Origin of the sequence: Paenibacillus sp. FSL K6-2393 (assembly GCF_038002545.1) — a bacterium.
GTDB lineage: Bacteria > Bacillota > Bacilli > Paenibacillales > Paenibacillaceae > Paenibacillus.
In genome coordinates this window covers 4367791-4389354 of record NZ_JBBOCU010000001.1, presented here as the reverse complement: position 1 = coordinate 4389354, position 21564 = coordinate 4367791, and the positions used below count along the sequence as shown (strand labels likewise).

Sequence of the window (21564 nt, the reverse complement as noted above, 5' to 3'; positions counted from 1 at the left end):
GTCCTTCGGCTTTTGTCCGATCGATCCTGGTATAGTACAATTTGAACAAGTAAAAATTTAATTGCACAAACCAAGGAGGAATTTACAAATGGCAGGACGTATTTTAGTTACCCCAGAGCAGCTTGATCAGGTTTCCAACCAATTTAAACAAAGCGGTGAGCAAAGTCAGCAAATCGTATCTACATTGACTCAATCCATCACAAGCATGGAAGGACAATGGGAAGGTATGACAAAGCAACGCTTCTTCCAAGAGTTCCAAGAAGCTAGCAAACAAATGCAATCATTCGTTCAAACGCTGAACAGCATCAGCGCTGAACTTACAGCTATTGCTAACAAATTCCGTACAGCTGACCAAGCTCGTTAATCTGCTTTACATAGATCAGGCCGATGTGAAGTCTGAATTCGTCCTGAATTATAGGTGGATAGCAAGCTGAAGATGTACAACTACAGCAAAAACCGGGCGTTGTCACAACACCCGGTTTTTGCTGCAACTATGACACTAGGACAGAGAGAGGGATAAGCATGTCTTTTCAACCAAATCCCGGGGATGAAGTGGTGATTAACGACATTGCCTATACGATTGGGCAACATCCGGCTGCGCCGGGTCTGGCTTATGCCCAAGCCGGAAGGCAGGGGATTGTTTATCAGTTGATACCCCGTAATGGTTCCATTCATGGGGCCAAAGCACTAAAAGTATTTTTTCCTAAATTCCGTATTCCAGCTATGGTGTATCAGTCTGAACATATGGAGTCTTACAGTGAACTGCCAGGTTTGCAGGTATGCAAGCGTGATGTGCTCACTCCGGAAAGAAACGGAGCGCTCATTGGAAAACATCCCGATCTGTTATATGCGGTGTTGATGCCATGGGTGCAAGGTCAGACCTGGTTCGATGTGATCAGTGATCAGAGACAGTTGACGGCTGAAGAGAGCCTGAAGCTGGCCAGAGCGCTTGCTGGAACAGGTTCGGCTATGGAACAACGTGGACTGGCTCATTGCGATATGTCCGCTCCCAATGTAATGATTCCGTTTTTTTCCGAAGTGGAGAACCTGGGGAAGACATCTGCGGTAGAACTTGTGGATGTCGAGCAGATGTACGGTTCCAAAATGGATCGTCCGGATGCCCTGCTTGCCGGGTCACCCGGTTATGCAGCCCATCGAACAGTGCACAGCGGTTTGTGGAGTTCATATGCTGACCGATTTGCCGGAGCTGTTATTATTGCTGAAATGTTAAGCTGGTCGGACCCTGTGATTGTAGAGAAAGCGTGGGGCGAAAGTTATTTTGACCAGCATGAAATGCAAACAGTGAGTGAACGGTATTATGCGATGCGGGAGTCCCTTGAGAAGCGTTGGGGTTCCAAACTGTCAGATCTGTTCATTCGAGCTTGGGAAAGTCACGATCTGAGCAGCTGTCCGACGTTTGGTGAGTGGTATGTTGCATTGGCTGCGGTAGACGTGGATCAGGCCAATGCGGCGGCTGCTGTGACATCGGAAGAAGAAACTGCCAATCCGTCCGAAGCAGCTGATGTGAATCTGAAAAAGAGCTCAGAACCAGTAAGTGAACCGGTGAATACGCAAGACGGGAACCGTCCTCAAACGCCGCAATCTCCCGATCAGGAAGCGGTTGTGAACCGTCTGTTCCTGCAAGCAAGAGCCCTGGAGGATGAAGATAAACCGGCTGCAGCACTGGAAGTGTACCGCTCGCTTTATCATTTTATCCCTCATAACAGCGCGATGCAGATGGAAGTCGAGGCTGCAATCAAGGAACTGGATGCCAAGCTTAATCCAAAAGAAGACACAGACAAACCTGTACCTGTGCCATTCTACAGATCCAAAAAGTTCATGATTTCCTCCGCTGTGCTTATTCTATTGCTGGCAGGTGGCGTGCCAACGGTTAAAATACTCGCCGATCAGGCAGAGGTGAAACAGAAAGAACAGCAGGAAGCCACACGACTGGCAGAGATCAAAGCTGCGGAAGAGGCTGAAGCAGCAAAGGCAGCTGCGCTCAAACAACAGGAAGAACAAGAGAAGCAAAAGGCCGCAGATGCTGCAAAACTGGACGCAGAGGAAAAGAAAAAGCTCGCTGAAGCCAAGCAGAAGGAAGCGGAAGCAAAGAAAAAAGAAGAAGAACGTAAGGCGTTACAAGCCAAGTACGACAAACAGGCGAAATATGAGGCCTATCTGGTGAAGCAGGAGCAGCAGAAGAAAGAAGCCGCTAAGAGAGCGCAGCAGGAGAAGTACGATAAACAGGCAAAATATGAAGCTTATCTGGTCTGGAAAAAAGAGAATGATGCCAAGCTTGCAAAACAGGAAGCGGAGCGTAAAGCGGCAGCTGAAGTTAAACGTCAACAGGAGATTGCTCAGAGAGCAGCTCTGAAGAAAAAACGTGCCCAGAATGTGGTCACGCTGATTGCTCATTACAATAAGACGTATAACGCGCAAAAAGGCAGAAAAATTGAAAATGCAGAAGCATATGCCCGTGATTTCAAAAATCTTTACAATACCGATGCTTCCTATTTCAAAGGTGTCGGCAAAGTAGCGGCTCGAATGAGTGCCATTAACAAATTCCTGAGCAACAACAGCTACACGTTGCCCAACTTATAGTACGTGTTCAAAAAGGACGGTTTTCAGTACCGAGAAGATGGGATGAAGCTAGAAATGGAGTAGCGGAGCGTAGGGAAAACTACGTGAGCAACGGACATTTCGGCTGAATTTCATATTCGATGCTGATGATGCCTGAAGGCATCCTTCGTAATCAAAAGCGGACTTTTTGAACAACCTTGTAAATTAATGTGAATGATGGAGGTGACTCACCCTAGATGAACTACACGATTCAAGCATCACAGCGTACACCTGCACTTATTATATATTTAATTGATATTAGCGCCTCCATGAACATGGTTCTGGAAAATCGTCGACGGATTGATGTCGTCTATGATGCCCTATCTCTCGCGATCCGCCAAATGGTGTTTCGCTCTACAAAGGGAAATCGTCTGACACCTCGCTATCGTATAGCCATATTAGCTTACAGCGATGATGTATATGACTTGTTGAACGGTATCAAAGGAATTGACGAGATCGCTGCCGTTGGTTCTCTGCCTGACTTGACACCGAAACGGTTTTCAGATTCTGCGAAGGCTTTCCTGCAGGCGGAAAAGATTCTGCAGGCCGAAATTCCGAATATGCAGGATTGTCCTGCACCACTTGTGTGCCATATGACCGATGGGGTAGCCACAGGTGAAGATCCTGAGCCCATTGCGAAAAGAATCATGGGCATGAGTGTACCTGACGGCAATGTACTGGTGGAGAATATTTTTATATCGGATCATCTGCTGGAAGGACCAATTGCTGAACCTAGAAGATGGAAGGGAATCTCTTCGGAAACGAATCTACAGGATGAGCATGGAGAGAAGCTGCGGAATATGTCATCCGTCCTGCCCGAAAGTTATCGGGAAATGCTTGTTGAAGCTGATTATTTGCTTGCACCCGGTGCACTCATGATGCTGCCAGGTACATGTGCAGAATTGGTATCAATCGGGTTCCAGATGTCCGCTGCTACGCCTGTGAGATAGGAGGGGAATCATGAGAGCGATGCGTTTGGCAACATTGTCTGCTGGAGATAAGGGGGGCCATGCCGAGCAACGGCATGGCAACTTTCGCTATGTGAGTGTACAGACGGGAGAACAGCCACTAACCCGCTATCAGGGCACAATTAAGTGCAGATATGGTTATGGCAGAGCGGCTGAGACGGTACATCAGGGAGATACAGGACAGGACTTTGCTGCGGTACGTATGAAAGGAAATGTCTGCAATTTTGTATTGTGTGATGGGGTAGGCATGAGTTATCTGGGTGATTTTGCAGCGCGTTTTCTGGGGAATGCCTTACTGGATTGGCTGGAAACGACGCAGCATCCGACGGAGGATGCCGTGGAGCGTCTTCTTCATGACCTCACCCTTCCGGCATCCGAGCAACTGGAGAAATTACAGCCACTGGAAAGTTCCCCTTTGCTGCTGCGTGAAGTGTTGATGGAAAAGCGAAGTCGGGGCAGTCAAGCCATGTATGTATGTGGACGGATTGAGCTTACGGGAGGCGGTCGCAAAAGTCGGGTGTGGCTTGCGTGGCAAGGAGATTCCCGCATTCGTCTGTGGCGTAATGGCCAGGAACAGTCTGAATTATTTCAGACTCACTGCAAGACAAATGAGCGTTGGTCTACACTTGAAGGACCTGTTGGTGGTAAGCCGCACATTTACGAGATGAAAGGATCCGCAGGAGATTCATTACGTCTTCAGTTATATACGGATGGATTAAATGATCTGGATGCCATTCAAGCCTATGTCCCAGATGAACACATTCAGGTACTGCTGGATGCCACACATACCGGCGGTCTTGAAGATGATGCCGCTTTCATTGAGCTGGAATGGTGAGTGCCAGTTACAAAGTTGTGGACCGATCCTGATATTGCTGTGACGTTGGTGTTGATCAACGGTGAAAAAACTTGCTGGTGTTGATTTAAAAGACACTCTTTTTGGGTAATCTTGTGAAGAATTGACTTTGAGTTTGAACGTACATTCTTACATAATTGCTAAAATGAAGGAGTGGAATGGATAATGACACAACATAACGGCAAGTCACGGTTCCAAGGCAAGGTTGCGATTATTACCGGAGCAGGCTCCGGGATTGGGAAAGCCACTGCGGTCAAGCTGGCTAAAGAGGGTGCACATGTTGCATTGTTTGATCTGGTGAATGATCGGATCTCGGAAACGGAAGCAGAGATTAATGCGCTGCACCCCGGTGCGGCAAGAGCATTTGATGTAGACATTTCCGACCCGGCACGTGTGGAAAAGGCTGTACTGGAAACAGTTGAGTTATTCGGCGGTTTGGATATTGTTTTTGCCAATGCGGGCATTAACGGTGTCTCGGCACCCATTGAGGAGATTCAGGTTGAGGATTGGCAGCAGATTATTACAACCAACCTGAATGGTACATTTTTCACGATTAAATATGCATTGCCTCACGTGAAAAAACGGGGTGGCGGCAGTATCATCATCACGAGTTCGATTAATGGCAATCAACGTTTCTCAAGCTTTGGCATGTCGGCGTACAGCACGTCCAAGGCAGGACAGGTTGCTTTTGCCAAGATGGCTGCACTTGAGCTGGCGAAGTTCAAGATACGTGTGAACGTGATCTGCCCAGGAGCGATTGCGACAAATATCGATCAAAGTACGGTCAAAACGGATGATCTACAACAGATCATTATTCCGATGGAGTTCCCGGAAGGACAGCAACCGCTTGCGGACGGGCCGGGTCAGCCGGAACATGTTGCCGATCTGGTAAGCTTCCTTGCATCGTCCGAATCCAGACATATTACCGGAGCAGAGATCGTGATTGATGGTGCAGAATCATTGCTCAGCTAAGTGAGCATTCTGGATAAATTTCATTTTTGCTAAGGCGTGTCTTAGGGTGTGTCTGCGATAGTCGTTCCTCTGGAACGGCTTTTTTTGTTATAATGCTAACATTCGAATAGAGATACTGAAGAGCAGTAGGGTACATTCATTAGGAGCGATCATATGCATATAGAGTTACCGATACAAGAGATTATTCCCGAGTTAAGACAGTTATTTCGGGATCAAGATACAGGTGTGTTAATTGCAGAGCCAGGAGCGGGAAAAACAACTGTTGTACCGCTGGCTTTGCTGGAAGAACCGTGGGTTGCGGGACGGAAAATCATAATGCTGGAACCCCGGAGGCTGGCCGCGCGTTCGGCTGCGTCGAGACTGGCGGCTACGCTTGGGGAAAAAGCGGGTCAGACTGTAGGATATCGTGTACGCATGGATACCCGGGTGAGTCAGGGGACACGCATTGAAGTGGTGACGGAAGGGGTATTGACCCGGATGTTGCAGCAGGACCAGGGTCTTGAAGATACGGCAATGATTATATTCGATGAATTTCATGAGCGGCATCTACATGGGGATTTGGGTCTGGCTCTGGCCTTGGAATCCCGAGCGATGTTACGTCCAGATTTGAAATTGCTGGTGATGTCGGCGACCCTTGATCCTGTTCCCGTCTGTGCATTGCTTGGCGAAGGTACAAAATCAATTCACTGTCCGGGTCGCACGTTTCCGGTGGAAACACGATATTTGCCGAGACCAACAGCTATGCCGCTGGAACAATTCACGGCTCAGACGGTGACTAAGGCATTAGCCGAACAGGAGGGGGACGTGCTTGTTTTCCTTCCAGGGGCTAGAGAGATACATCGTACAGAGCGGGAGTTATCAAATGGATCTCTTCCTGGACATGTGAAAGTTCATTCTCTGTATGGCAGTATGCCGGTAGAACAACAGGATGAGGCCATACGCCCGGCTACTGAGGGCACGCGCAAGGTGGTGCTCTCCACCTCCATTGCGGAATCCAGCCTCACCCTCGCTGGAGTTAAGATTGTGGTGGATGCGGGGCTGAGCCGTGCATCGGCATTCTCGCCGCGTACGGGCATGAGCCGGCTTGTCACCCTGCCGGTGTCCAAGGCGTCAGCCGATCAACGGCGGGGGCGTGCAGGGCGAATTGCCCCAGGAGTGTGTTACCGGCTATGGAGCGAAGAGGTTCACGGGGGACTGCCTGAGGCAGCTCGCCCGGAGATCACTTCCGCGGATCTTGCGCCGCTGGCGCTGGAGCTTGCCGTCTGGGGTGTCCAGTCCCCAGCAGAGCTGCAATGGCTGGATACCCCGCCTGACGCCGCCTACGGCCAGGCACAGGCTCTGCTGCGCCAGCTGGGCGGCCTGGACGACACAGGCCGCATCACGCCCTTCGGGCGGCGGATGAACACGCTTGGCGTGCATCCGCGACTGGCCAGCATGCTGCTCCGCGCAGCGGAGCTTGGGCTGGCCAGCTACGCCAGCATGCTGGCGGCACTGCTGCAGGAGCCTGCGGGCCTCCGCAGCAGTGGCAGTGCAGGCGCGGGCACGGACCTCCGCCCGCGCGTAGAGGCGCTGCTGAAAGCTGACAGCAGCAATATGCCGCAAGCGGCAGCAGCTGTCGCAGACGGCGCGGCCGTGCGGCGCATGCTCCAGGAGAGCCGCCAGCTGCGCTCGGCGCTCGGCCCGGCGGCCGATCCGGTGCAGCCGGATGAGGATAGCTGCGGATTGCTGCTGTCCTTCGCCTATCCGGACCGGATCGGGCAACGCCGGGAGGACGGCCGCTATCTGCTGAGCAGCGGCCGCGGCGTACGGCTCGCAGCGACAGAATCGCTGAGCCGTTCAGCGTATCTGGTCGCAGCCGAGGCAGACGACCAGGGCGCAGATGCACGTATCCTGCTGGCTGCGCCGTTGCAGGAGCAGACCTTGTTGCAGGCAGGTCAGCACTTGCTGCACGATGAAGTGCAAGTGGCTTGGGATTCCAATACTCGCAGCGTGCGCGCACATAAGAGACTTCGTATTGGAGCCCTTGTGATTAAAGAGAGCAGTATTGCACAGCCGCCTGAAGATCAGGTGCTGGAAGCACTATTAACCGGAATACGAATGGAAGGGCTGGATTGTCTGCCCTGGACAAAAACATCCAGACAACTTGCGGACAGGCTACGGTTCCTGCATCTCCATCTACCTGAGTGGCCTGACCTGATTGAAGATGATCTGACCGAAGAGCTGGCAGAACATCTCACCCCTTATCTGACAGGCATGCGATCGGCAGCCGACCTGAAAAGATTGTCGATGCAGGATGTATTACTGGGTGGATTGAGCTGGACGCAACGACAACAACTGGACGATGAAGCGCCGACGCATATACAGGTGCCCAGTGGCTCACGTATTCCTGTGGACTACAGTCGTCCAGAGGACCCGGCGCTGGCAGTAAGATTACAGGAGATGTTTGGACAACAGGAGACACCGCGTATAGCGGGTGGGCGAGTCCCGTTGACCATCCACTTGTTATCGCCAGCTCAGCGACCTGTACAGGTTACACGAGACTTGGCCAATTTCTGGCGAGAGACGTACTTTGACGTCAAAAAAGATCTGAAAGGTCGTTATCCGAAGCATTACTGGCCGGATAATCCACTTGAAGCGGTTGCCACAAATCGGGCTAAACCACGGGGGAAATAGATGAATTATTTCGTTTTTCAAATATCAACGATTTGGTTCCCAAAGGGCGCGTTATCAGGGTTAGACATTGTTGAACAACAGTCAGTTTTGTAGCTGATCGAATCATTCTCTGTCTTAAAGAATCACCCTTGAACCAGGACGTGTCTCCAAACTCGCTAACGTGCATCTTCTACTATCTTTTCGCTCCATGTTACGTCACTTTGCCTTTTCGTCCCGTGCTGCGTCACTTTCCCTTGAGGTGCCCCGGCACGCATGCCGAAAAATTCCGGCATGGAACGAGAATTCGGCAAAGTCTTCTTCCTTCGAGTGTGAAGGCACACCCCAGAGCGTATCTTCAAACCTGCCGAAGCCGAAGCCGAAGCGTAACTGGACGTGTGCCTAGAGCTGAAGATGGAGCAGAACCATGGAGCGGAGTGCTAACGAACCTGTGACGTCTTATTCAGCGATTTGAAGCGCCCGTAGTAATCTAAGGAATCTGAAACACGCTATATTTGAATAACCAGCCGTTTACAACGGGTTTGTCAGGTAATTTTGGTAAATAACGTGTCTCATGTTCCTTACAAACTTAAATGAAGACCCGAAGGCTAAATAAGACGTCCTCGGTTCCTTAGAAAATTGTCTGGACAATTCGCCAGGATCATCCAGCCTGTACTTTAAGATGATCTGGACGCCGACGTCCTTCCGCGTAAGAGTATGCCTGACAACGTATCACATGCCTGAGTTTGAAGGCGCAACCTGATGAGGAATAAAAAGGAATGAACCTCAGCAATTATTTACTATCAACACATAGTATATTGACTTGCAAACGTTTGAAAGAAACGAAGGCGGGTAATAACATAACGAACCACTCAATCAGATGAGGAGGGATTCATTATGCAAAAGAAAATCGTAGGTGTGTTTAATACAGAACGTGAAGCATCTCAGGCTATCGAGGGTTTGAAGGCACAAGGATTCACTTCAGACGAAATCTCCGTTGTTACACAAGATCGGGATGAACTGAAGGCGATTCGGGAAGAGACAGGTACAAAAGCCCCTGAGGGTGTAGCTGCGGGTGCAGCAACAGGTGGTGTACTTGGTGGCGTGGCCGGTCTGCTCGCAGGTATCGGTGCATTAGCCATACCCGGTATAGGACCGATTCTGGCCGCAGGCCCTATCGCAGCAGCATTTACCGGTGCAGCCGTAGGTGCAGGAGCTGGCGGATTGGTGGGTGGACTTGTGGGTCTTGGTATTCCGGAAGAGGACGCTAAACAGTATGAGGAGTATGTACAGAATGGTAAAATTCTGCTGCTCGTAGATTCTACGGATCGGGACTCCGATGTGTACGATGTGTTCAGTGGCAACAGCCAGCTTAACCGAGACAGAGCCGAAGCAGCTCATCGCGGAGATGTGCCAGTCGAACGTCCGGATCTGGATATGGAAGAACGCAGATTGGAAGCCCAAACCAAGGCAGCGCGATTGGGTAACAATACATTTTTGTAATTTTGCTGCGAATTTAATCGATATGAAATAGAACTCAATGACTTAATATCTGCAAAATGGAATGACATATATGATCCACCAGATGGTCATTAGCCGGTTTCCTTAAGGGAAGCCGGCTTTTGTCCCTGTGTTGCATGTCTGCATCAATAATGGCGATGGTGTTTTTACCCAGTCAAGCAGGGAATAACAATACATATAACAGTACAGCCAAAGCGAGTCCAATCACCAGTAGCATCATGGTAAGAAACCGGATTAATCCGGTCGATGCCTGAAACGTCTGTTCATTGATTTGTGTACGCTTCCGATGATAGGCTGTTGCCGAATACACAATGATGGATATGCCGCCAATCAGAGATGTGATACCGGTAATAATCGCCGCAACATGTGCAAGTTGATCATATGCCGAGGAATTGAAGCCAAATCCGGCAGCAAGAAAGCCGATGCCCGCCATGGCAATACCTGTGCGTACCCAAGCCAGAAAAGTTCGCTCGTTGGCCAGATGTTGTTGGACATACTTGGAATCGGTAGTGGTTACGTCTTTGTCTGTGAAAGATATGTGAATCAACCCCGTTCATTAGATATACGGCTTCATTGTACTTTGTTTTTATCGCAAAACCAAGAAAGGATGGCTGAATGTATGCCTCGCAAAGAACGAATTACAGAATTAGAGAGCTTAAGGGGAATTGCCTTTGGAGCGGTCGTTCTTCAGCATTCCATCGCACATTACTCTTTGGTCCCGGAAACAAGACTGGAGGATGGTGTGTTACTGGCCATACTGCTGATGCTCTCCAAATTTGCAGTTCCTTTATTCATTTTCATAACAGGTATGGTGCTGTTTTATAACACGGGAGACAAGCTGCATTATGGCCAGTTCATGAGAAAAAGAGTAAACGACGTCATCGTGCCTTATCTAATTTGGTCACTCATTTATTTTACACTTGCACCGCGTGGCTGGACCGGATTTGGATGGAATGACATCCCGGACCTAGGCCTGAAGTTGATTACTGGCAAAACGACTTCACACTTTTGGTACATCATTATGTTGATCCAGTTTTATCTGTTATTTCCGCTCTTCTTACGTGCAATTCGTTATGTATATAACCGATATGAGGCCAAGGGGCGTATGATCGCATTATTGATTTCTGGCGTGGTGTATCTGGTGCTTGCAGATCAATTAGGTAACATCGCCAAATTCATGGAACGACTGAATATCCCGGTGCTGACAGATGTTTTTACAACGTATGCAGACCGCAATTTCCTCTATTTTTTTATTTATTTTGTGCTAGGTGCAGCCGCGGGGTTATCCGTCCAGCATTGGAATGAATGGATTCATCGATTGCGCTGGATATACTGGACAGTGTTTATTGTTCTGGGTCTGCGGTTTACTTACTTATTAATGCTGGAGTTTCAGAAGCCGGAAGGAATCAAAATTACTTTCTACACAGTCAGCTTGATCCGCCCTGATATGGCACTCTTTCTGATCGCTTCCATTATGGTCATGTACCAGCTGGCCGGGAAACTGCATAACCTCAGGGCTACACGATTGCTGGGATGGATTGGTGGTGTATCGTATGGCGGTTATCTGATGCATATGTTGATGCTGCGGTATAGCTACATTCCGGATGAGTTGTTCTATGTTGCTATGGGCTTGAACCCTGTCGTTCGAATGATCATTACCTGGTTGCTCGCTCTTACATTATCCTGTGTGCTGACATGGCTCATCTCGCGCATAAGTTGGGGCAAATGGATTGTAGGAACTGTCCCCAAGCCTGCCCGCAACAAATGAATCCATCAACATATGAAAAATTCATAACAGAATCACAACTGTACAGGATTGTACAGGGTCAATGCCGGTATAGGAATTCAGGATTGGCTACACAGGATTCAGGTATGCAGGATACAGGATTCAGGAGTACAGATGTAACAGCCTCTGCACAGTCTTATGATTAAAATTTTAAAATTCGATCGAACGACTCGCTGAGCGCCTGAATACACAAAATTTTTTGAAAATATTTTAAAATTTCAATACATGAAAAATTCACAACAGAAAATCTTTTTCCGTGCTTTCTCAGGCTATTCCGTATTCAGGCGATTTCTTTCTCACCCTCTTTGAAGATGGATAAAAGGCAGACCAAGCGGAGAAAGATGGCAGAACCCGAACATAAGTTTTATAATACTAGATATATAGGTTCTGACAGGAGGGGAATGAACGTGGCTTTTATGATTGCACAGCGGGCATTTATCAAGCTGTATCTAATTACGATGGTTGAACAGCACAGAGGGTATGGTTACGAGATGCTGGAGGCGATGAAGCAGGAATTCAAAGACTACGGTTATGTTCCACCCCAGAGCGAGGTATATCGGGCACTGCATGAATTGGTACAGCAGGGGGTATTTTATCGCACGAAGAAGCTGAAAGGTAATGATCCAAAGGTCGATTTTCAGGAAATCGTTCTATATCATTTCACGGATGATGGTGCGGAGAAAGCTGAGTTATACAAGAAACAGGTCAAAACGGATTTGGATCGTTGTCTCGGCATGTTACACAAGGCAGAAGAGGACAATTACGGTACGAAAGGAAGATGAGCATGAACAGACAGTTACAGTGGGGAGTACTCGGTACGTCAACCATTGCCAAAAATGCAGTCATTCCGGCGATCCAGCAGTCCGAACGTGGTGAGGTGTTGGCGATTGCCAGCCGCAGCAAAGAAAAGGCGGAAACCCTTGCCGAAGAACTCGGCATTGCCAGATCATATGGCAGTTATGAAGAGCTCATCGCTGATCCGGACATTGAAGCCGTCTATATTCCTTTGCCTAACCATATGCACAAAGAATGGACCATCAAAGCGGCACAGGCTGGAAAACACGTGTTGTGTGAGAAACCAGCTGCCCTGAATGCAGATGAATCAGCAGAAATGATTGAGGCGTGTGAGCAGCATGGTGTTCTTTTTGCAGAAGCGATTATGTATCGATATCATCCCAAGCACAGACGTGTGCAAGAGATTATAGCTAGTGGGGAGATTGGTATCGTCAGAGCCATCCATGGTAACTTTACGTGTAATACCGCTGATGACAAGGAAAATGTAAGGTTCAAAAGAGAGATGGGCGGCGGATCATTATTCGATCTTGGCGTGTATCCGATCTCGGCAGCACGGATGTATCTGGGACAGGAACCGGAAGCGGTGACCGTACACGCTCTATTCTCGGACGAGCATGATGGCGTGGATATGATGGCGTCGGGACTGGTAGAATTTCCGAATTCGGTAGCTTTAACTTTTGACTGTGGCATGTGGGCTTCAGGACGAGCGGAGATGGAGATTCTCGGGACGGAAGGGCGGATTGAACTGCCAAAGGTGTTTGGCTGGGAGAACAGTGATATTCCACCTCAGATTATTGTGCACACCGATTCGGTTAGCCGTGAGGAGCGTGTGTCGGTGTCGAATTCCTATGTGCTTCAGGTGGAGACGTTTGCAACGGCTGTGCTTGATGGAGCTGCCCTACCTTTCAGTCCGGAAAATACCATTCAAAACATGCGCGTGATTGATGCGTGCCTGGAATCGGCTCGAACTCGTCAACGTGTGCAACTGATCGATTAGATAGGTCAAGTCAGTTTAAACATACTAGTAAATACAGACTCCATCTTCAGGGATGAGAGTCTTTTTTTTCTGTCTTAAAATGTTACAATTATAATATTTTACAATTTAATCGTCTGAATTTTATATTTCTACCAAATTGATGTGATATAAATAGTCATGAGATGACTCGTTTACTATAATCTAGCAGAACGCACAACTAGAAAAGTTACAGCTTGCAGGATGCATATCGTGACAACGTTCATCTACTTTGAAGGATCGGGAGGCCGGATTGATGAAAAAGTTGATATCCACCGCATTACTGGCATTGTTGTTAACGTTTGTTTTCCTCACAGGTTCACAGTTCACTCCAGTCGGACAGCAGAAGGCATCTGCTGCAACATGTACCATCATCAATACGTTTACGGGTGTAGCAAATTATTTGAGTGCAAACGGAACGTTGCCATGTAACTTTATTACCAAATCACAAGCAACAGGACTCGGCTGGGTAGCTTCACAAGGAAACTTGGCAGTAGTGGCTCCTGGGAAAAGTATCGGCGGAGACGTATTTGGCAATCGGGAGGGGCTTCTGCCTTCAGCAAGTGGACGTATATGGCGCGAAGCGGATATTAACTATACTTCCGGCTTCCGTAATTCGGATCGGATTGTGTACTCCAATGATGGACTCATCTACAAAACGACAGATCACTATGCATCATTTACACGCATGAAGTAGAGGAAGGAGCAGCCATGAACACCGTGATTCTGGATGGAGAAGATTTTGCTAGTAGCGCTGAACTTCATCAGCAATTAAAGGATAAGTTGAAGCTGCCGGATTTTTATGGGGGTAATCTCGACGCTCTATGGGATTGCCTGACGGGTACGGTTGAACTTCCACTAGAGCTAAGATGGACCAACTACCGAATTAGCGAAGAACGACTGGGGAATGAAGCAGGCCGGGTACGTGATTTGATGTTGGAGGTACAGGCTGAACAGGCTGGATTTCAATTGCGTGTTGAGAAGTAGGCAGCAAATAAAGGCAGTTCAAATATAATCCGTCCAGCCGAGCAGACCACATGTGGTCTGTTTTTTTGTGTTATAGGAGGTTGTTCGAAAAGGTTGTTCAAAAAGTCTTTGTGTTGATTACGAATCATCTGAAAGTAGAGCGAGATTTTACTTTACTTACTTAACGTTAAAATTATTTTCACGAAGGTATTGATTTCTGCATAACTTACGTTAAAATAAAATTAACATGAAAAATATTTTAACGTTAGGGAGTGGAAAGTCATGAACGATAACATAGCAGTTGGCAAGCAAGGTATGGGTGAGTTAATACGAATCAGACCGTACATGCAATTTATGCTTAGTAAAGTTGTATCCAGATTTGGTGATTCGATTGACTCGATTGCCTACAGTTGGATGGTGTACATTCTAACCGGTTCGAAAGTGCTGATGGGTACATTGCTGGCGGTGAATTTTTTGCCAAATATCCTTCTGGGTCTGTTCGCCGGGGCTTTGGTTGATCGCATGTCTCCCAAAAAAGTGATTGTGATTACGAATACCGGTCGCGGGTTGTTTGTGGGTATTACAGCTCTGCTGTTTGGATTGGGCCAACTTGAAGTCTGGCATCTGTTTGTCATTACAATTCTGAATTCTTTGCTGGAATGCTTCACTACTCCTGCGGAAGTGTCCAGTATTCCCCGATTGCTTCCCCAATCGATGCTACTTTCGGGTAATGCCATGTCCTCTTCCGTAACCAGAGTGGCCGAACTCGCAGGACTCGCAGTGGCTGGTGCCCTTATTGCTACAATAGGCATTGCCTGGACGATCTTGATTGATGCGGGGTTGTTTGCGCTAAGTGCTTTAATTATGAGCCGAGTGGGCTATCCTGAAACCTTAACATCTGCTAACAATAATGATAGGACATCAACTGGAATAGATTCTCTTCCATCCGAAAAAAGTAGTATATTCTCCGAAATGGCAGAAGCTTTTCATTTTCTCCGTAAACATGCCTTATTGTTAATCGTCTCCATCCTGTTTGCCTTCATTAATTTCTGCCTGATGCCGTTTAATGTTCTCCGTACACCCTATGTCATTGAAACGCTGCATGCTGGCGCTGGGGGATTAAGTCTGCTCAGTGGGCTGATGGTGGGAGGCATGTTACTTAGCGGTGTATGGTTGACACAAAGGGGAGCGAAATATCGTAAAAGTGTGCTGGTCATCAGCGGTATTGTCATGTTGGGTCTCAGTTATGCGATGACGGCACTACCCGCTTATATGACTTCCTTCCAACTGCCGGTTGCAGCGGCCTTTTGTCTACTGATGGGTATGGGGATTCCGCTGGCTACAACACCGCTTGGTACCTATCTTATGGAAGTTACCCCATCGGAGATGCTGGGCAGAGTGTATGCCCTTCAGACTATGCTTGTCTTGAGTGTTGCACCGCTTGGCAGTCTGGTTTCGGGAGCACTTGCAGATTGGCTGACCATGCCTGTTCTGTTTATCGTTTTTGGTATTATGCTTGCCATGTCAGCAGGTATGCTGTTATTTAGCAAAAGTTTTCGAAGTGCTCTGTGATGATATTCAGAAGTGATCATTAGCCGATTTTCTGTATCAAGTCATTTCCGGCTCGTTTTGACCGAAGTCCTGACGCAGCGGTATAATAGAGACATCGATGGACAACAGGTACCCCGGAAATGAGGATACAGGGATGGAGCACAAGGTTCTTTCAACAATTGAAGAAATTAAAATCTACTCCGATCCGTATCGGATACAGATTATGAATATGTTTAACAAGCAGGGCAGACCATCCACGGTCAAAGAGATCGCCGACCAGATGGGTGAGGTGCCAGCCAAAGTTCACTATCATGTAAAAAAGCTGGAGAAAATCGGTCTACTGACGATCGTTTCCACGCGTGAGATTAATGGGATTATCGCAAAATACTACGAACCGTTTACCGGAGAGATTCATCTCCGTCACGAAGATGAAGACAAGGAAAACTCTCCATTAAAACAGGTGTTTCGGTCCGAGACGCTCAAATTATTAAATGAGATGTTTGAACAAAGTCGTCAGCGATTCATGTATCAGGCGGAAAATGAAGATCGGATGTTTCTCTCGGACATCACGCTCTATGCAACTCGTGAGGAAGTAGAGCAGTTGTATAAAAACATCATAAAACTTTGTGAACCCTATACAACAAAAGAGAATCGACAAGGGGAACATGAGGTCTTTCAGTTATTCTCAGCGCTTTCCAAACCTATAGTGAAAATACCTGCTTCCAAGACAGATGCAAAAGAGAAAAAGAAAGCTACGTCTAATAAGGGCAAATCAACTCCGGAAACGTCTCGATCTGTGTCTAAGCGGCAGGAATCTTCATCATCTGGTAATGAATCGAAAGAATAAAAGGACGATATCCATGGGTTCAGCGTTATCGCTGAAAGCAAGTTACGGCAAACGTGAGAAACTGTATTGGAGAAAACTAGAAAAAGCCGCCCAATGGCGGCTTTTTAATGCATGATAAGCAAGGCTAATGGTGGAGCAGCCTATGAAATCAAATTCAATTTTGACGCTTACCGTTTCAGTTCATAACGAAGTTACATGTTCTCATCATAGTCCTTCACAACACGCTTGGCTGCAGTTGCGGGGGAGTTGGATGTACCGTATTCTTCGACCGCTTCCCAGGCATCTGCGTTGTCGAACTTGCCGGCCCGCTGCTGTCTTCCTTCTCCCGCACCACTCGGAGGCATGGTCATTACTTCCTCTTCAACGGGCCGATCGTTGCTGATCTCCCGGTTAGGCGTGTCATCAATACAGTAAGCGGTATAAGGGATAGCCTCAAGTCGTTCGAAGGGAATATCTTCTCCGCACGTTACACAGGTTCCATATGTACCTTGCTCCATACGTTCCAATGCGTCGTTCACTTGATTGAATTCGTCTGTTAATGTATCGTCAATTGCCAGATCACGGCTACGTTCAAATGTTTCTGTACCGGCATCTGCCGGATGATTATCATAGGAGGACAGCTCACCGGTTGAATCTTTCAGCGACTCGACTGGAGCACCGTCTTCCATGCTGGATTCAAAATGACGCTGCAAGTTTTCACGTTGCTCCAAAAGGGCGTTTTTCAGTTCTTGGCGTTGATCTTTAGTTAATGTACTCATAAGGACATGCTCCTTTCCCGTTGTGGGGTGTAGTGAGTCTTTACCCGAATTGGATGAAAAGCAATCATTTCGTAAGGAATAGGGCTGTATCATTTTATATCTGACGGATTATGTGTTATAAAAAATAGAGAGAGAAAATGCCGTATGTTCTATGCAGGAAATAGAACCACGGCTTGGCTTATAATGGAGGTTGTCAATATGGATGAACATATGAAACGAAGATTGGATAAACAGAGACAATTGTTCAAACAATTGGGTGTGCAGCTAGATGCGTTATCGATTCATGAAAAACAATTTAATTATAAACTTCGTGGTTATGATCCGGATGAGGTAGATGCTTATCTTGATCTGGTCATCAAAGATTACGAACGTTTCTATGCCAATATTGCAGATCTGATGGACAAATGGCAAGAACAGCAGTTAACGATCCGTGATCTCAAGTCGTCCGCGAAACCGGTGGAAGATCCGACCAAGATTGATCGCAAACAGCTGGATGATATTGTGAAACAACTGGAATACAGTGTGCGACAGCTCAAGATCAGAGCACGTCCTGAAAAGGATCTGTTTTCTGAATAAAAGAAGGATCTGTTCTCTGAATAAGGTCAGCATGTCTTGGATTATATCAAATAAAGGTGGTTAATCATGAGTACTCATTTTTCGGTCAGTGTGCATTGTTTGTTGTTATTGTCACTCAGCGCGCCTGAACGAATCACGTCTGCACATATTGCAGGTAGCGTGAATACCAACCCTGTCGTCGTCAGACGTATTCTGGGCGGGCTGAAAAAGGCAGGATTGGTGAACTCCTCTCCTGGAACAAGAGGCTTCTACTTAGCGAAGCCATCAAGTGAAATCACATTAGCCATGATCTATCAGGCTGCCAAGGACGAAGGCCCATTGTTCCCGATTCACGGCAATTGTAACCCGGATTGTGAAGTGGGCTTGCATATTGACAGCTTGCTGACCAATCTGTATCAGGTTGCCGAGGAGAAGGTAGAGCAGTTCTTTGCATCCATTACACTCGAAGATATGGAACGTTCCAGTTCCCAGATGCAAGCTGTTCCATCACAGACAGAATAGATTGCAATAAAGACTTAAAGTGCATGTTCAAAAAGGGTGGTTTTCAGTACCGAGAAGATGGGATGAAGCTAGAAATGGAGTAGCGGAGCGTAGGAAACTACGTGAGCAACTACAATGTTTCCGTAGGAAACAACCTTCGTAAGCATATGCTTATTTCGGCTGAATTCCATATTCGATGCTGCGATGCGATTAGGCATCCTTCGTAATCAAAAGCGAACTTTTTGAACGACCTCTTAAAGGAAAGGTGGGTTGTTATATGAAAATTGTAGTAATCTCTGACACGCATTGTTCACGTAAATCACAGAAATTACCGGCTAGGCTCCTTGAGGTACTGCCGACTGCCGATCTCATTCTTCATGCTGGTGACTGGTCGGATTGGGGCGTATATCCATTGCTTAGCGAGTATGCACCTGTTGAAGGGGTAGCGGGTAATACGGACCCGTCCGAAATCGCTGAAAAACTGGGGTATTCCCGTATTGTTGAAGTGGAAGGACTTCGTCTGGGACTTGTGCACGGTCATCTGGGATCAAAGGGTACGGAGCAGAATGCAATTCATACCTTTGCAGGCCAGCATGTGGATGCTGTGATCTACGGACACTCACATATCCCGGTGATGCATACCGTGGACAACACACTGGTATTTAATCCGGGGTCGCCTACGGATCGGCGTTTTCAGAAGCAATACTCATTTGGCATCATGACTATAGATCAGGGGAAAATACAGGCTGAACACGTGTTCTTTGATCGGGATTAGAGAGATATGCGCTGGTTGCAAGTCGGAAGAGTACAAGTACCAGAATACCCAGCTTCTGAAGTCGCGACTGGATAACTGATAGGGAACCTTTTCATCAAACATCCTATATATAATTATTGTACAAGGCATCTTTGAACAGAATTGAAATCTGTTCCAAGGATGTCTTTTTTGATTTTTGATCATATCATTCTCTTTGAAAGTTATCTCTGAATGGGGAATGTGCTCTGTTCGTTATCTGTCATTCATCTGTTGCCGTTTTCCCCTATGGTGACATTCAGTGGAGTGATACAATGCGTTTACGACATAAAATGAATACGTTTACATAAGGAGATGGATCATGATGAAACTGTCTGTATTCACCGTGGCTACCCCTGATCTGAATGCAGAAGAATTGGCATCGGCTGCGGCTGCAGCGGGGATTGATGGAATTGAGTGGAGATTCCGTGGAATTCCTGAAGATGCTATGTCTGAAGAGCCTTCTTACTGGAGGAATAATCGATGTTCTGTAGATCCGAGCCGCTGGCAGGAACAGGTTCCTTTTTTTCGTGAAGCGGCGGTAGGGCAAGGCAGGAAATCCATTGCACTTGTACCGTATCTGAACTGTGGAGATTTGTCTGCCACCGAGCAGGCGTTTCAGGCTGCGGCTGGATTAGGAGCATCTATGATGCGTGTGGGTGTTCCAGGATATGATCGCAAAACCAGTTACCCTGAGTTGTATCGTAAAGCCGTTGATTACCTGAGTGAAGTGCAAGATCTGGCCAAACAGTACAACATCAAGGCGATTGTAGAGACGCATCATCAGACGATTGCACCGACCGCATCGCTGGCCTATCGGCTTGTGCAATCGCTCGACCCGCAGCATGTGGGTGTATTGTACGATCCAGGCAATATGGTGCATGAAGGATATGAGAATCATCGAATGGGACTTGAGTTGTTAGGCCCTTACCTGGCTCATGTACATGTGAAGAATGCCGGGTGGTTTGAAGCAGAAGGGAAAGATTCGCAAACGGCTAATGTGACGGAGAAGAACAGCGGAGTGGCTCTGAATACAGCCTGGAAATGTCACTGGACGCCGCTGACTGAAGGCATGGTCGATTGGGTACAGATGGTGCGGGATCTTCGTGCCGTCGGGTATGACGGATTTTACGGAATAGAGGACTTTAGTGGTGCCTTGGAATCCAAGGCGATGTTACAGCATTTTGCAGACGTTTTCGCCGAAATTGAGCGTCGTGTGGACGAGGAGGAGCAGTCATGAGTATCGTACGAGTAGCGGTTATTGGTATTGGAAACATGGGAGCAGCACATGCCAGAACGTTGGTGGCTGGAGAAGTACCCGGTGCGGAATTGGTCGCCGTATGTGATGTAAGAAGAGAGATGGAGAGCTGGGTATCCAGTCATCTTCCGGCAACAGTCACCTATTGGCAGGATGCAGAGCAGATGATGGCCTCGGGTACGATTGATGCAGTCATTATTGCAACGCCGCATTATGATCATCCGGAACAGGCCATTCAGGCTTTCAAGCATGGCTTGCATGTCATGATTGAGAAGCCGGCCGGTGTATATACGAAACAGGTACGCAAGATGAATGAAGCAGCCGCAGCCAGCGGTAAAGTCTTTTCCATGATGTATAACCAGCGGACCAACCCACTCTACATTAAACTAAGAGACTTAATTGCGTCGGGGGAACTGGGCGAGGTACGCCGTACCAATTGGATTATTACGAACTGGTACCGATCCCAAAGTTACTATGATTCCGGCGGCTGGCGTGCAACTTGGGCAGGAGAAGGTGGCGGTGTACTGATTAACCAGGACCCGCATCAACTGGATCTGTGGCAGTGGACCATCGGCATGATGCCGGTACGAATGCGTGCTTTCTGTTCGTTTGGTAAGTATCGGAACATTGAAGTGGAAGATGATGTAACGGCTTATGTGGAGTATGAAAATGGAGCAACAGGTGTCTTTGTAACGACTACTGGCGAAGCACCGGGTACGAACCGATTCGAGGTCAACGGAGACCGAGGTAAAATCGTGATCGAAGACGGAAAACTTACGTTCTGGCGACTTCGGGAATCTGAGCCTGAATTCAATCAGCGGTTTACCGGAGGTTTTGGACAGCCAGAATGCTGGAAATGTGAAATTCCGATTACAGGTGTGGAAACGGGGCACCCGGGTCTGATTCGTAACTGGGTTGATGCGATTCGTACAGGCGTACCACTTATTGCTCCCGGTGAGGATGGTATACACGGATTGACGTTATCGAACGCTATGTTGCTGTCCACCTGGACGGATAACTGGGTGGATCTGCCGATCGATGAGGATCTGTTCCATGAGCATCTGCAGGAACGCATTGCTGGATCAACGACGAAGAAAGACAAGGCATTCAGTGGCAGTCAACCTGCTGATCTGAGTCAGACGTTTAAATGAAGACGATTCGTT

21 protein-coding genes are annotated in these 21564 nt (G+C 47.7%); 19 read left to right on the top strand and 2 right to left on the bottom strand.

All coding sequences use genetic code 11. The features are described from left to right. Nucleotides 1–88 precede the first annotated feature (88 nt). From MHI14_RS19270 to MHI14_RS19240, 7 genes are all read left to right on the top strand, one after another. Complete coding sequence (locus MHI14_RS19270) at nt 89–364, top strand: WXG100 family type VII secretion target (protein WP_017689071.1); 276 nt, start codon at nt 89–91, stop codon at nt 362–364. A gap of 158 nt (nt 365–522) precedes the next feature. Next, nucleotides 523–2601 (top strand): hypothetical protein, encoded by a 2079-nt coding sequence (locus tag MHI14_RS19265; protein WP_341131057.1) that lies wholly within the window; start codon nt 523–525, stop codon nt 2599–2601. 215 nt (nt 2602–2816) lie between these two features. Then, on the top strand, nt 2817–3569 hold the full coding sequence (locus tag MHI14_RS19260; RefSeq protein WP_076330724.1) for a vWA domain-containing protein: 753 nt from the start codon (nt 2817–2819) through the stop codon (nt 3567–3569). A gap of 10 nt (nt 3570–3579) precedes the next feature. After that, nucleotides 3580–4422 carry a protein phosphatase 2C domain-containing protein gene (locus MHI14_RS19255; protein ID WP_091031765.1) on the top strand — a complete coding sequence of 281 codons (843 nt, stop codon included), beginning with the start codon at nt 3580–3582 and terminating at the stop codon, nt 4420–4422. A gap of 183 nt (nt 4423–4605) precedes the next feature. Next, nucleotides 4606–5412, top strand: a complete 807-nt coding sequence (locus MHI14_RS19250; protein WP_017689067.1) for an SDR family oxidoreductase — start codon at nt 4606–4608, stop codon at nt 5410–5412. Nucleotides 5413–5565: 153 nt separating this feature from the next. Beyond that, a complete protein-coding gene (gene hrpB / locus MHI14_RS19245) occupies nt 5566–8085 on the top strand; it encodes an ATP-dependent helicase HrpB (protein ID WP_341131056.1) in 2520 nt (839 codons plus the stop codon). Between the two features lie 873 nt (nt 8086–8958). Next, on the top strand, nt 8959–9564 hold the full coding sequence (locus MHI14_RS19240) for a general stress protein (RefSeq protein ID WP_133384360.1): 606 nt from the start codon (nt 8959–8961) through the stop codon (nt 9562–9564). Nucleotides 9565–9736: 172 nt separating this feature from the next. Here the strand turns inward: MHI14_RS19240 and MHI14_RS19235 are convergent, their stop codons facing one another. Beyond that, nucleotides 9737–10129, bottom strand: a complete 393-nt coding sequence (locus MHI14_RS19235; protein ID WP_240767978.1) for a YidH family protein — start codon at nt 10127–10129, stop codon at nt 9737–9739. A gap of 72 nt (nt 10130–10201) precedes the next feature. Here MHI14_RS19235 and MHI14_RS19230 point away from each other — a divergent pair, with 72 nt between their 5' ends. From MHI14_RS19230 to MHI14_RS19200, 7 genes are all read left to right on the top strand, one after another. Further along, nucleotides 10202–11350 (top strand): acyltransferase, encoded by a 1149-nt coding sequence (locus tag MHI14_RS19230; protein ID WP_341131055.1) that lies wholly within the window; start codon nt 10202–10204, stop codon nt 11348–11350. A gap of 425 nt (nt 11351–11775) precedes the next feature. After that, nucleotides 11776–12150, top strand: coding sequence for a helix-turn-helix transcriptional regulator (locus MHI14_RS19225; protein WP_036609188.1), 375 nt, complete (start codon nt 11776–11778; stop codon nt 12148–12150). Nucleotides 12151–12152: 2 nt separating this feature from the next. Beyond that, entirely contained in the window at nt 12153–13160 is a 1008-nt protein-coding gene (locus tag MHI14_RS19220; RefSeq protein WP_017689060.1) for a Gfo/Idh/MocA family protein, read from the top strand. Nucleotides 13161–13431: 271 nt separating this feature from the next. Further along, the gene (locus MHI14_RS19215; protein WP_249911056.1) at nt 13432–13872 is read left to right on the top strand and encodes a ribonuclease; all 441 of its coding nucleotides are present in this window, start codon (nt 13432–13434) and stop codon (nt 13870–13872) included. Nucleotides 13873–13886: 14 nt separating this feature from the next. Beyond that, on the top strand, nt 13887–14162 hold the full coding sequence (locus MHI14_RS19210; RefSeq protein ID WP_091031752.1) for a barstar family protein: 276 nt from the start codon (nt 13887–13889) through the stop codon (nt 14160–14162). A gap of 261 nt (nt 14163–14423) precedes the next feature. Then, nucleotides 14424–15713, top strand: coding sequence for an MFS transporter (locus tag MHI14_RS19205; protein ID WP_341131054.1), 1290 nt, complete (start codon nt 14424–14426; stop codon nt 15711–15713). 133 nt (nt 15714–15846) lie between these two features. Next, nucleotides 15847–16539, top strand: a complete 693-nt coding sequence (locus tag MHI14_RS19200) for an ArsR/SmtB family transcription factor (protein ID WP_341131053.1) — start codon at nt 15847–15849, stop codon at nt 16537–16539. Between the two features lie 191 nt (nt 16540–16730). Here the strand turns inward: MHI14_RS19200 and MHI14_RS19195 are convergent, their stop codons facing one another. After that, nucleotides 16731–17297, bottom strand: a complete 567-nt coding sequence (locus tag MHI14_RS19195) for a TraR/DksA C4-type zinc finger protein (protein ID WP_341131052.1) — start codon at nt 17295–17297, stop codon at nt 16731–16733. A 198-nt stretch (nt 17298–17495) separates the two neighbouring features. Between MHI14_RS19195 and MHI14_RS19190 the strand changes: the two genes are divergently transcribed. The 5 genes from MHI14_RS19190 (at nt 17496) to MHI14_RS19170 (ending at nt 21552) form a co-directional block, all read left to right on the top strand. Further along, the gene (locus MHI14_RS19190) at nt 17496–17873 is read left to right on the top strand and encodes a DivIVA domain-containing protein (RefSeq protein WP_017689054.1); all 378 of its coding nucleotides are present in this window, start codon (nt 17496–17498) and stop codon (nt 17871–17873) included. A gap of 66 nt (nt 17874–17939) precedes the next feature. Beyond that, nucleotides 17940–18374: an Rrf2 family transcriptional regulator gene (locus tag MHI14_RS19185; RefSeq protein ID WP_091031743.1), complete on the top strand. Its 435-nt coding sequence runs from the start codon at nt 17940–17942 to the stop codon at nt 18372–18374. A gap of 256 nt (nt 18375–18630) precedes the next feature. Then, nucleotides 18631–19128, top strand: coding sequence for a metallophosphoesterase family protein (locus MHI14_RS19180; RefSeq protein ID WP_341131051.1), 498 nt, complete (start codon nt 18631–18633; stop codon nt 19126–19128). A 340-nt stretch (nt 19129–19468) separates the two neighbouring features. Next, entirely contained in the window at nt 19469–20383 is a 915-nt protein-coding gene (locus MHI14_RS19175; RefSeq protein ID WP_341131725.1) for a sugar phosphate isomerase/epimerase family protein, read from the top strand. Further along, complete coding sequence (locus MHI14_RS19170; protein ID WP_341131050.1) at nt 20380–21552, top strand: Gfo/Idh/MocA family protein; 1173 nt, start codon at nt 20380–20382, stop codon at nt 21550–21552. Before MHI14_RS19175 ends, MHI14_RS19170 begins: the two co-directional genes overlap by 4 nt. Nucleotides 21553–21564 lie beyond the last annotated feature (12 nt).

Coding starts and splice junctions, on each gene's coding strand:
- MHI14_RS19270 (WP_017689071.1), top strand. CDS start 89: ATGGCAGGACGTATTTTAGTTACCCCAGAGCAGCTTGATCAGGTTTCC.
- MHI14_RS19265 (WP_341131057.1), top strand. CDS start 523: ATGTCTTTTCAACCAAATCCCGGGGATGAAGTGGTGATTAACGACATT.
- MHI14_RS19260 (WP_076330724.1), top strand. CDS start 2,817: ATGAACTACACGATTCAAGCATCACAGCGTACACCTGCACTTATTATA.
- MHI14_RS19255 (WP_091031765.1), top strand. CDS start 3,580: ATGAGAGCGATGCGTTTGGCAACATTGTCTGCTGGAGATAAGGGGGGC.
- MHI14_RS19250 (WP_017689067.1), top strand. CDS start 4,606: ATGACACAACATAACGGCAAGTCACGGTTCCAAGGCAAGGTTGCGATT.
- hrpB (WP_341131056.1), top strand. CDS start 5,566: ATGCATATAGAGTTACCGATACAAGAGATTATTCCCGAGTTAAGACAG.
- MHI14_RS19240 (WP_133384360.1), top strand. CDS start 8,959: ATGCAAAAGAAAATCGTAGGTGTGTTTAATACAGAACGTGAAGCATCT.
- MHI14_RS19230 (WP_341131055.1), top strand. CDS start 10,202: ATGCCTCGCAAAGAACGAATTACAGAATTAGAGAGCTTAAGGGGAATT.
- MHI14_RS19220 (WP_017689060.1), top strand. CDS start 12,153: ATGAACAGACAGTTACAGTGGGGAGTACTCGGTACGTCAACCATTGCC.
- MHI14_RS19215 (WP_249911056.1), top strand. CDS start 13,432: ATGAAAAAGTTGATATCCACCGCATTACTGGCATTGTTGTTAACGTTT.
- MHI14_RS19210 (WP_091031752.1), top strand. CDS start 13,887: ATGAACACCGTGATTCTGGATGGAGAAGATTTTGCTAGTAGCGCTGAA.
- MHI14_RS19205 (WP_341131054.1), top strand. CDS start 14,424: ATGAACGATAACATAGCAGTTGGCAAGCAAGGTATGGGTGAGTTAATA.
- MHI14_RS19200 (WP_341131053.1), top strand. CDS start 15,847: ATGGAGCACAAGGTTCTTTCAACAATTGAAGAAATTAAAATCTACTCC.
- MHI14_RS19195 (WP_341131052.1), bottom strand. CDS start 17,297: ATGAGTACATTAACTAAAGATCAACGCCAAGAACTGAAAAACGCCCTT.
- MHI14_RS19190 (WP_017689054.1), top strand. CDS start 17,496: ATGGATGAACATATGAAACGAAGATTGGATAAACAGAGACAATTGTTC.
- MHI14_RS19185 (WP_091031743.1), top strand. CDS start 17,940: ATGAGTACTCATTTTTCGGTCAGTGTGCATTGTTTGTTGTTATTGTCA.
- MHI14_RS19180 (WP_341131051.1), top strand. CDS start 18,631: ATGAAAATTGTAGTAATCTCTGACACGCATTGTTCACGTAAATCACAG.
- MHI14_RS19175 (WP_341131725.1), top strand. CDS start 19,469: ATGAAACTGTCTGTATTCACCGTGGCTACCCCTGATCTGAATGCAGAA.
- MHI14_RS19170 (WP_341131050.1), top strand. CDS start 20,380: ATGAGTATCGTACGAGTAGCGGTTATTGGTATTGGAAACATGGGAGCA.